Consider the following 9968-nt stretch of genomic DNA (forward strand, 5'->3'; position numbering starts at 1 on the left):
ATATTTTGGTGTTTTGCTCGACGAATTACTTTTCCGTCAAGGTATTGACCTATTTGGCGCCATCCTAAACAATCCGCCCGGTAATGTCACATTGATATTTACACGGCATCGCGACTTTCTGTTTGCACCGTCCAGCACTCATGACAAGCAGTGATTTCGGTTGCCAATCCAATGCACTATTTCAAGTTTGTTGCGGTTTTCCAGGCAACCAATCCCCAGGGAAGAATCACAATGCGTTTGCACTTATTCAAAGCTTTGCCTTTTGCTCTAGCCGCCAGTTTCGTACAGGCTCAAACCCTGACAGAGGCGATGCAGAAAGCGGTGGAAGTCCATCCGGAGATCCAAGCGGGTGTCAATGCGCGCATTGCTGCTGACTACCAAGTCGACGCAGCCAAAGGCGGCTACTTGCCTAAAGTCGACTTGCTGGGCGGTTATGGCCGTGAAAGCTCGGACAACACCACCACCCGCGCGGCCAGCAACAGCCACGATTGGAAAACCATGAACCGCGGCGAATCGACCATTCGTCTGCAGCAAAACCTGTTCCAGGGTTTTGGCACCCAAAATGAAGTAGGCCGCCAACAAGCCACCGCCAATTCCCGCGGTTATGCGCTGCTCAACACGACCGAGCGCACCGCCCTGACGGTCGCCCAGGTTTATCTGGATGTCTTGACCCGTCGCGAGATGGTGCAACTGGCAGAAGAGAACCTGAAAAGCCACGAACGCATTTTTGACCAGATCAAATTGCGCACCAGCCGTGGCGTCGGAAGAATGGCGGACATGGACCAGGCCGAAGCCCGTCTAGCTCAGGCTCGAAACAACCTGATCACCGAACAGACCAACCTGGCTGACGCCAATACCAACTACATGAGCGTTGTCGGCCAAGAGCCTGACCAACTGGAAAAGCCAGCGGGCATCGTGACCTTGCTGCCAGCCAGCCTGGATGACGCACGCCGCCAGATGATTGCCGACAGCCCGGTATTGCGCTCTGCCGAATCGGATATCACCGCCGCTGAAAAGCAGTACGAATCCGCCAAGTCGACCTTCTACCCGCGCTTCGATGCGGTACTGCAACGTTCGGCCAACGACAACATCGCCGGCGACCCAGGCCATGACAACAGCTATTCCGCCATGCTGAACATGCAGTTCAACCTGTTCAACGGCGGCACCGACAAGGCCAACCTGCAGTCCAAGGCTTCCCAGGCCTCCCAGGCGCTGGACATCCGCAACAACGCCCTGCGTCAGCTGAACGAAGAGCTGGGCCTGGCGTGGAACGCCTACAACAACGCCACCCAGCAGGTGCCGATCGCGCAGGAATACGTGGACCGCAGCACGCGAGTACGTACCTCGTATCAACAGCAGTTCAGCCTCGGTGAGCGTACACTGCTCGACTTGCTCGACAGCGAGAATGAACTGTTCACCGCTCAGCAGCGTCTGGCGCAGATCAAAAACCTGCAGATCTACACCCAGTATCGAATCAAGGCCGACATGGGCCAACTGCTGAGAAGTCAGGGCGTGGTAGCGCCGATGGCATCGGTTGTGCAGAACGATATTAAACCGTCGGTAAACCTGCCAGGGATGAACTGATTCTTGACGGCGTTGGACCACTCAACTGCAGTAAGAGAGAGTCAGCTTGGATTCTGAAATAGGTGTGGCGCAACTCAACCATGACCCGCGCAGTCAGCATGACGACCCCTTGCTGGACGGGTTGTTGACACTCTGCTCACTGCATTACAAACCCGCCAGCCGCGCAATGCTGACCACTGGGCTGCCACTCGCGGCCCAGCGTCTGAGCGCCGAGCTGCTGCCGCGTGCAGCCGCTCGGGCGGGTTTGCAGGGGCGGTTGCTGCAGCGCAAGCTGGAACAGATTCCATCCATCGCACTGCCCGCCATGCTGCTGCTCAAGGAAGGGCGCAGCGCGGTGCTGTTGGGCTGGGAAGGCGACACGGCGCGACTGCTGCTCAGCGAAAGCGACGGCGGCGAAGTACAGGTCAGCCGTGAAACCTTGAGTCAGGATTACAGCGGTCGGGTATTTTTCGCCCAACCGCAGCATAAATTTGACATCACCAGCGGCACGCTGATCCCGCGCGCACGCTCGTGGTTTCGAGACACCCTCAAGCGCTCGCGCTGGCTCTACGCCGACGCAATCGCCGCGAGCCTGGTGATCAACCTGATCGCCCTGGCCGCACCACTGTTTGTGATGAACGTGTACGACCGCGTGGTCCCCAACCAGGCCACCGCCACCTTGTGGATGCTGGCCATCGGTATCTGCGGCGCGTACTTGTTCGATCTGCTGCTCAAGAGCCTGCGCAGTTTATGCCTGGACCTGGCGGGCAAAAAAACCGACCTGATCATCTCCGCGACGCTGTTCGAGCGCATCGTGGGCATGGCCATGAAAGTGCGCCCGGCGCGGGTCGGCAGCTTTGCGCAGAACATCCATGAATTCCAGGGGATGCGCGACTTCCTCACCTCGCTGACCCTCGCGAGCCTGATCGACCTGCCCTTCACCCTGATCATCCTGGTGGTGATCGCCATGCTCGGCGGCCACCTGGTGTGGATTCCGATCATCGCCTTCCCGCTGGCCCTGGGTATCGGCCACATGCTCCAGAAACCGCTGACTGCGACACTGGAGCGCACCATGGCCCTGGGCGCCGAGCGTCAGTCGAGCCTGATCGAAACCCTCGCCGGGCTCGATGCGGTCAAGGTCAATAACGCAGAAAGCGAGCGCCAGTATCAATGGGAACAGACCATTGGCACCCTCAGCCGCCTGGAACTGCGGGTCAAGGTGTTGTCCGGCCTGGCCATGAACATCACCTTGCTGATCCAGCAAGTGGCCGGCGTGGCGATGATCATTTTCGGTGTGTACCAGATCATTGATGGCGCCCTCAGCATGGGCGGCCTCGTTGCCTGCTACATGCTCAGCGGCCGCGCACTGGGCCCGTTGGCGCAACTGTCGGGGCTGCTGACGCGTTACCAGCAAGCCAAGGTGACGATGGTCTCGGTCGACCAGATGATGGAGTTGCCGCAAGAACGCAACTACGACGAACGCCCGCTCAGCCGCAAGGCGCTGCAAGGCGCGATGACGTTCCGCGAAGTCGACTTCACCTACCCGAACCAACAAAACCTGGCGCTGCGCGGCATCAACCTGAATGTGCGGGCGGGCGAGAAGATCGGCATCATCGGGCGCAGCGGCTCGGGTAAAAGCTCGCTGGCCAAACTGCTGGTCGGTCTTTACCAGCCGGATTCGGGCTCGTTGCTGGTCGATGGCGTGGACATTCGCCAGATCGATGTCAGCGAATTGCGCCACAACATCGGCTACGTGGCCCAGGACATCCAACTGCTGGCCGGCACCTTGCGCGACAACCTCGTCTCGGGCGCACGCTACGTGGACGACGAAATGGTGCTGCAAGCCGCAGAACTGGCCGGCGTGCATGAATTTGCCAGGCTGCATCCGCAAGGTTACGAACTGCAAGTGGGCGAACGCGGGCAAAACCTCTCCGGCGGCCAGCGACAAAACGTCGCCCTCGCCCGTGCGTTGCTATTGAACCCACCGATCCTGCTGCTGGACGAACCGACCAGCGCCATGGACAACACCGGCGAAGAGCGCCTGAAACAGCGCTTGCAGTCGGTGATCGAAAACAAGACGGTGATTCTGGTCACCCACCGCGCCTCGCTGTTGAGCCTGGTGGATCGCCTGCTGGTGATCGACCGTGGCCAGATACTCGCGGACGGTCCAAAAGCGGCCGTCATGGAAGCGCTGAAAAAGGGGCAGATCAGTGTTGCTTAAATCCGGCCCACGCCGTTTGAAAGACGTCATCTTCGGCTATTTCAGAGGCACCGACTCGCTCGAAGACCAGCCCTTGCCCGAAGTCGAAAAAGCCCTGGTCGACGACGCCCCGCGCATCGTGCGCCTGACCATTTGGGGCGTGATCGGCTTCTTCGTGTTCCTGATACTGTGGGCGCACTTTGCGATCATCGATGAAGTGACCAAAGGCGAAGGCAAGGCGATCCCCTCCTCGCGCATCCAGAAAATCCAGAACCTGGAAGGCGGCATCGTCGCCCAGATCTACGTGCATGAAGGCCAAATCGTCGACGCCGGTGCGCCGCTGGTACGCCTGGACGACACACGCTTTGCCTCCAACGTCGGCGAAACCGAAGCCGACCGCGTGGCCATGGAACTGCGCGTGGAGCGCCTCAGCGCCGAAGTCGAAAATCGCCCGCTGAACATTACCGAAGACGCGCGCAAAGCCGTGCCCAACCAGGCTTCGAACGAAGAGTCGCTGTACCTGAGCCGACGCCAGCAACTGTCGGACGAAATCGGCGGGCTGCAACAACAACTGCTGCAACGCCAGCAGGAACTGCGTGAATTCGCCTCCAAGCAGGACCAATACCGCAACAGCCTGAACCTGCTGCGCCAGGAGATCGGCATGTCCGAACCGCTGGTCCAACAGGGCGCGGTCTCGCCGGTAGAAGTGCTGCGCCTCAAACGCTCCGAAGTGGAAACCCGCGGCATGCTCGACGGCACCACCCTGGCCATCCCCCGCGCCCAGGCCGCCATCAACGAAGTGCAACGCAAAATCGACGAGACCCGCGGCAAATTCCGCAGCGAAGCCTTGGCTCAACTGAACGAAGCACGCACCAACCTGAGCAAGGCCCAAGCCACCTCCAAAGGCCTGGAAGACCGCGTCAGCCGCACCATGGTCACCTCCCCCGTGCGCGGTATCGTCAAGCAAATGCTGGTCAACACCGTAGGCGGCGTGATCCAGCCCGGCAGCGACATCGCCGAAGTCGTACCGCTGGACGACACCTTGCTGGTAGAAGCCAAGATCCGCCCGCAAGACATCGCCTTCCTCCACCCCGGCCAGGAAGCAATGATCAAATTCACCGCCTACGACTACACCATCTACGGCGGCCTCAAAGGCAAACTCGAACAGATCGGCGCCGACACCGTGATGGATGAAGAGAAGAAAAACACCTTCTACGTCATCAAACTGCGCACCGACCGCAGCCACCTCGGCACCGACGACAAACCCCTGCTGATCATCCCCGGCATGGTGGCCTCTGTGGACATCATCACCGGCAAGAAGAGCATCTTGAGCTACCTGCTCAAGCCAATCATCAAATCCCGCGCAGAGGCCATGCACGAGCGCTGATCGGGGCATTTTGCTGCGGGAGAAGCAGGTAAATGCAGGGCGAAGGGCGAAAACTTGGGTTTTCGCAAAAATAGTCAGATTTCAGGGGTTTACAGAACTTTTTCAATCGCTATAATCGTCGCCCTAACACGCCGGTATAGCTCAGTTGGTAGAGCAACTGACTTGTAATCAGTAGGTCCCGGGTTCGACTCCTGGTGCCGGCACCATTTAAAAACAAAGGCTTGCAGCGATGCAGGCCTTTGTTTTTTGTGTTGCACGTAACAAGCCACGTAACAAGCCCCCCCCGAAACCACCTCTATCAACCCATGAAATAGCTGGTTGAAGTTTCAGGCTGTACCTCCGTCAAATACTGTGCATAAATACAGTATTGAAATATTTTGCGGAAGGCCAAATTGTGTGGTAGGCACCCAGCATTGGTGCGATACTGCGCCGCCTGAGCTAGGGTCATTGTGCCAGTGTTGCAACTGGTGATCGCTGCCTCAGGGAAACCAGGAGGAAATTAACGTGCTCAGTCCAAAATCAATCGCCAACTATTTTCTCGAACTCGCGGCAGCAAACGGCGAGTCGATTACCCCAATGAAACTGCAAAAGTTGGTTTACTACGCTCACGGTTGGTATGCCGGCTACACCGGCACACCTCTGATTAATGAGTCGGTTGAGGCGTGGCAGTACGGTCCGGTTATTCCTTCGCTCTATCGTGAATTCAGGCAGTTCGGCTCGGGCGATATTAAGGCGAAAGCTACTGACATAGGCATTTTTGGGGCGAATGAGGTACCGATTCCATCCGACCCAAATATTCGTGCGTTTCTGAGCAACGTATGGAACAGCTATGGTGGCTATACCGGCATCGCTTTGTCAGAAATGACGCACGCACCAGGAACTCCATGGGATCAGACCTGGAGTCAAAATCCTGGGCTCCGAGGTATGGATATTCCATTTGAGCGCATCACTCAATGGTTTGGCGAAGCTGCAGCTAAAGCCCAGGCCCAGCAGCAGGCGGCAGCACATTGACTTCGAATAGCAGTGTGAAGCCGCAACTGCCAATCGACGAAGTACCAATTGACCCTAAAGCAGAAGCGATCTCAACCACGAGAGGCCAGGCTACAGGTCAGGACGAGTCTAATTTCTTCGCTGAAGACGCCGCACGCTACAAGCTTCTTCATAACCAGCAGAAACTGGGGCACCTAGGAAAACTCTGGGGCTCCAGCTCGTCGGCACCTACGAATATTGCAGGAATGCTTCTGATCCTTTGCATTGTCATTGTCTGCTGCAGCTTTTTTCCTGCCAATCAAACACCAGGCTTGGACGACTTGAGGAAGTGGCTGTACGGAATCACCACTACATGTCTCGGTTTTCTATTTGGCGCCAAGACATCAAGCAAAGGTGAATAGTTTTCGTTGTGCACAAAGGCGCCTACAGAGGCGCCTTTTTTGCGCCCCCTCTGTGGGCAGAACACGCCTTGACGGGGCTTTCGCGTCACTCGGTTTCGATGACAGCTTGCTTCCTCTATGCTTCTCGACTTACCTAAGGATTAGTTGAAACAGGGAAAGGTGTGACGGCATGAGAGCAGATAAATCTTGTCCTGTGGTTCTGCGAGCCCGTGAAACGCTAGAGATCTTGGCATTTGAGCATCCATTGGCAGGGCTACAACTGGTCAAGGGCAGTGTGGAGCCAGGTGAGTCCACCGATTTGGCTGCCGTGCGAGAGCTGATAGAAGAAGCAGGGATTCAATCCGCGGTAGGGCGAAATTTGGGTGAATGGCGTGCCATTGAAACGGGACACACATGGGCATTTCATGAGTGTCATGTTGCCGAAGACCTTCCCGATACTTGGGTGCATTTTGCAGAAGACGATGGAGGTCATGAGTTCAGATTTTTTTGGCATCCACTAGTGAGTGAGCCTTCTGAAAGATGGCATCAGGTTTTCAAGGATGCTTTGAGCTTTCTCAGGACTACTCTTGCTGAAGTCTGAGTATGTATTCAGCTCTTCTTGAGTCATTCAGGCCAGCGCCCACCGATGAGGCTGGGGAATAAGGGTCTGACCCCGTTTTTACCCGCTGGTGTCGGTCGGAGGATGTCCCGGGAATTAATGACGCACGGCAGATTGATCGGCAGACCTTGCTGGATTACGCGGAGCATCTGCGTCACCTGGTTGAGCGCAGCGATCTCGCCATCGCCACTGCGCAAAACCGATTGTCCAGCGTCAATCGGACCCTGGCAGCGCTTCGCGGTGATCAGTATGTGAAAGTACCGAGTCCGAGCAAGGCGCTAGGAATGCGGCGCACCAGTGTTCGTCGTTCGGTGCCGCAAGGCCAAGACCGCGAACATGTGAAGAGGGTTGTAGAGGTGCTTTGCGCACACCAGCAGCCGCGTGCCGCGGCCATCGCTCAATTAGCGCGAGCCACCGGCATGCGCTTACGTGAGGCCATTTTGGCCGACCTTCCGCGCTTAAAACGTGAGGCCGAACAATACGGCAAGATCAACATCCAGGATGGCACCAAGGGGGGCCGCTCAGGTGCCTCGGCACCTCGCTGGATCAGGGCGGATGATCATATTCGCGAGGCGCTGAGATTCGCCGAACAGGTCTCACCCGACGGTAGCCGCAACCTACTTGCACCGAACGAAAGCTACCTCGATTTCCAACGGGGAATCGTCCGTCCTGCACGGGACATCCTCCATCAGTACAACCTCAAAGGCTTCCACGAATTGCGGGCAGCCTATGCGTGCGAACGCTATGAGCAAATCACCCACCATCCCGCCCCCATCAACGGTGGCCATTGCTATCAACTCGACCGACGTCTCGATCAGGAAGCCCGAGTACAAATCAGCTATGAGCTGGGGCACAACCGTATCGTCGTGGTGGCCGCTTACATTGGTGGTCGCGCATGAGCACGGTATTCGATATGGATCTGTTCCTGACGGGCGTCCTGACCGGGTCGCATACCACGCGCCAACGCCACCTGCGTCAGGCGAAGGCCATCCAAACAGCGATCGCTGAGCGCTGGCAACGCGACAATCCATGGACTTGGCAGAGAAAACACCTTGTGTGTTTTTTGAATCACCACCTAAACCAGCACACTCAATCGACGCGCTATTACTATTTGCTGACCATGCAATTACTCACTCATCGCTTAGGAAAATCCTGGCAGTTCAACCTCTAAACGAAGGTCAGAAAACGGCCAGAAGCGGACATCGCCCAAAGGACGCCCTCGGACCAAAAAAGCCTTGTCTTAAAAAAGCCGATATGCCCATGCTCTTGTTATCAGTAAAAATCCAGGCGAAAGAACATGGCACTTTCTAAAGGCGATCTCATAAAACTAATCAGCGCTGATCAATCAAAAGTAGTTTTCACTGATTGGATTAGCTCTCGAGAGGCGGCACCGGGAGATATCGCTTTGGTGGAAGAAGTCTCTATCGCAGAGGATGGGCAGATCGTCCGCCTTCTATGCGAGGACCGTCCAGGTTTTCTAGAGTGGCGAACTTCGTTTTATGCGTCAGGGTTGACCTATGAGCTACTTCTTGGCTCCACTGACGTCGCAACTTAATCCTTTGCATCAGACAAGTGCGGCTCGCCACCTAGAGTTGCTTATGGCCTATGGACGGCCGTCACCAACGACTGCGTTCGGCCAGAAGTGGACGCTCTCCAGTGTCTACTTAATCAGCGGTGATTCAGGGGCTGGGGGGTATACATAGTTGATTGCCAAGCTAATCCCCAAGCTCGAATTGCTGAAACCCCACGCGCCTGACGTAAACCCAAAAGTTATCCTTTGGCTCATATTGCTCCATGCAAACACTGTGCTCCTGGCACAGTTCATCTTCGTCGATCAGGATGCGATCCCAATCGAAGTCAGGGTTCTTGGAAATGGTATAGCTAGGGTAAGGTTTGTCGAGATCGAAGTGGATCGAGTACACGAACAACGGAGATTCCCACGGCATGTGGGTTTCGTACAACCGCATCAGTTCGGGCATCTGTGCTTTACAGTGCTGTTCGGCAAACGTCAGTGCCTGGGGCAAATCATCCCACGTAGCCTTGACCGCGCGTTGCGCAGCGGCGAGCCTGGCGTAAGGTGGCTCGTCATTGTGGTGCTGGACGTAAATCAATCGGCTGCCGAACTGGAATTCGCATTGCCAGACACCCGAGGGAGCACGCCAGTGGCCAAGCATGGATTCGGTCAGTAGATTGATGTCCATATCGGTACCACACAGATGGAAAGGTGCTCAGTTTACCCTCTCAAATATCAGCCAGGGAATGCGTAGGCGTTTGGGCTACTTGTCCCACATCCAAGGGATCTGACCGACAGCTTTGGGTCGGAAAGCGACGGTCTGCCGCAGACCGTCGCAGTGGAAGATTACACGTCTGTTTGCTCTGCCATTTCTAGAGCATCGTCTACCTCGATGCCCAAATACCTGACAGTGCTTTCGAGTTTCGTATGACCAAGCAAGAGTTGAACTGCCCTCAATTTCTTGGTCCTACGATAGATCAACGAAGCCTTGGTTCGCCGTAACGTGTGGGTACCGTACATCGTCGGGTCCAGTCCAATGGCTGTTACCCATGCTTTGACTATTCGAGCGTATTGCCTGGTGGAGAGATGATCTGAGTCATGCAATCGCGTCGGGAACAGAAAGTCCTCACTGCGAAGATGCGCCTGACGCATCCAGGCCTCCAGAACTGTTCGTGTTTGCTCAGTAATTTCAAACTGCACTGGATGTTGAGTTTTCTGCTGTGAACGAGCCCCATGAAAGACAGGACACCGTTTCCCCCTTACGATAAGGGATAGGCAAACGGGTATGTTTATGACTAACAGCAACGATAAGGGTG

The 9968-nt window shown here is 56.3% G+C and carries 9 protein-coding genes, 1 tRNA gene and 2 pseudogenes; 10 read left to right on the top strand and 2 right to left on the bottom strand.

Translation table 11 applies throughout. From position 1 onward, the window contains the following. Window positions 1-231: 231 nt before the first annotated feature. From C8K66_RS28565 to C8K66_RS28610, 10 genes and pseudogenes are all read left to right on the top strand, one after another. The gene (locus C8K66_RS28565; protein ID WP_046385019.1) at window positions 232-1584 is read left to right on the top strand and encodes a TolC family outer membrane protein; all 1353 of its coding nucleotides are present in this window, start codon (window positions 232-234) and stop codon (window positions 1582-1584) included. 46 nt (window positions 1585-1630) lie between these two features. Then, on the top strand, window positions 1631-3784 hold the full coding sequence (locus tag C8K66_RS28570; RefSeq protein ID WP_046385020.1) for a type I secretion system permease/ATPase: 2154 nt from the start codon (window positions 1631-1633) through the stop codon (window positions 3782-3784). Beyond that, window positions 3774-5150 (top strand): HlyD family type I secretion periplasmic adaptor subunit, encoded by a 1377-nt coding sequence (locus tag C8K66_RS28575; RefSeq protein WP_046385021.1) that lies wholly within the window; start codon window positions 3774-3776, stop codon window positions 5148-5150. Before C8K66_RS28570 ends, C8K66_RS28575 begins: the two co-directional genes overlap by 11 nt. A 130-nt stretch (window positions 5151-5280) precedes the next feature. Next, window positions 5281-5356: transfer RNA gene (locus tag C8K66_RS28580), tRNA-Thr, on the top strand. Window positions 5357-5654: 298 nt separating this feature from the next. Then, the gene (locus tag C8K66_RS28585; protein ID WP_017848531.1) at window positions 5655-6161 is read left to right on the top strand and encodes a Panacea domain-containing protein; all 507 of its coding nucleotides are present in this window, start codon (window positions 5655-5657) and stop codon (window positions 6159-6161) included. A gap of 14 nt (window positions 6162-6175) precedes the next feature. Then, a complete protein-coding gene (locus tag C8K66_RS28590; protein WP_238587234.1) occupies window positions 6176-6541 on the top strand; it encodes a hypothetical protein in 366 nt (121 codons plus the stop codon). Between the two features lie 169 nt (window positions 6542-6710). Next, window positions 6711-7121: an NUDIX domain-containing protein gene (locus C8K66_RS28595; RefSeq protein ID WP_108526634.1), complete on the top strand. Its 411-nt coding sequence runs from the start codon at window positions 6711-6713 to the stop codon at window positions 7119-7121. Window positions 7122-7198: 77 nt separating this feature from the next. Beyond that, window positions 7199-8038, top strand: a pseudogene (locus C8K66_RS28600) (integrase domain-containing protein); the annotation flags it as partial. Then, the gene (locus C8K66_RS28605) at window positions 8035-8310 is read left to right on the top strand and encodes a hypothetical protein (RefSeq protein WP_108526635.1); all 276 of its coding nucleotides are present in this window, start codon (window positions 8035-8037) and stop codon (window positions 8308-8310) included. The pseudogene C8K66_RS28600 and the gene C8K66_RS28605, both read left to right, overlap by 4 nt. A 126-nt stretch (window positions 8311-8436) precedes the next feature. Beyond that, window positions 8437-8694: a hypothetical protein gene (locus C8K66_RS28610; RefSeq protein ID WP_108526636.1), complete on the top strand. Its 258-nt coding sequence runs from the start codon at window positions 8437-8439 to the stop codon at window positions 8692-8694. A 160-nt stretch (window positions 8695-8854) separates the two neighbouring features. On the opposite strand, the gene C8K66_RS28615 is transcribed toward C8K66_RS28610, so the two are convergent. Then, window positions 8855-9340, bottom strand: a complete 486-nt coding sequence (locus C8K66_RS28615; RefSeq protein ID WP_017475282.1) for a hypothetical protein — start codon at window positions 9338-9340, stop codon at window positions 8855-8857. Between the two features lie 158 nt (window positions 9341-9498). After that, window positions 9499-9873 (bottom strand): annotated as a pseudogene (locus tag C8K66_RS28620) (tyrosine-type recombinase/integrase); the annotation flags it as partial. Window positions 9874-9968 lie beyond the last annotated feature (95 nt).

Origin of the sequence: Pseudomonas sp. GV105, from assembly GCF_003058185.1 — a bacterium.
Taxonomy (GTDB): Bacteria; Pseudomonadota; Gammaproteobacteria; order Pseudomonadales; family Pseudomonadaceae; genus Aquipseudomonas; species Aquipseudomonas veronii.

Excerpts from the sequence above, each read along its gene's own strand:
- C8K66_RS28605 (WP_108526635.1), top strand. The coding sequence starts at position 8,035 with ATGAGCACGGTATTCGATATGGATCTGTTCCTGACGGGCGTCCTGACC.
- C8K66_RS28610 (WP_108526636.1), top strand. The coding sequence starts at position 8,437 with ATGGCACTTTCTAAAGGCGATCTCATAAAACTAATCAGCGCTGATCAA.
- C8K66_RS28615 (WP_017475282.1), bottom strand. The coding sequence starts at position 9,340 with ATGGACATCAATCTACTGACCGAATCCATGCTTGGCCACTGGCGTGCT.
- C8K66_RS28595 (WP_108526634.1), top strand. The coding sequence starts at position 6,711 with ATGAGAGCAGATAAATCTTGTCCTGTGGTTCTGCGAGCCCGTGAAACG.
- C8K66_RS28565 (WP_046385019.1), top strand. The coding sequence starts at position 232 with ATGCGTTTGCACTTATTCAAAGCTTTGCCTTTTGCTCTAGCCGCCAGT.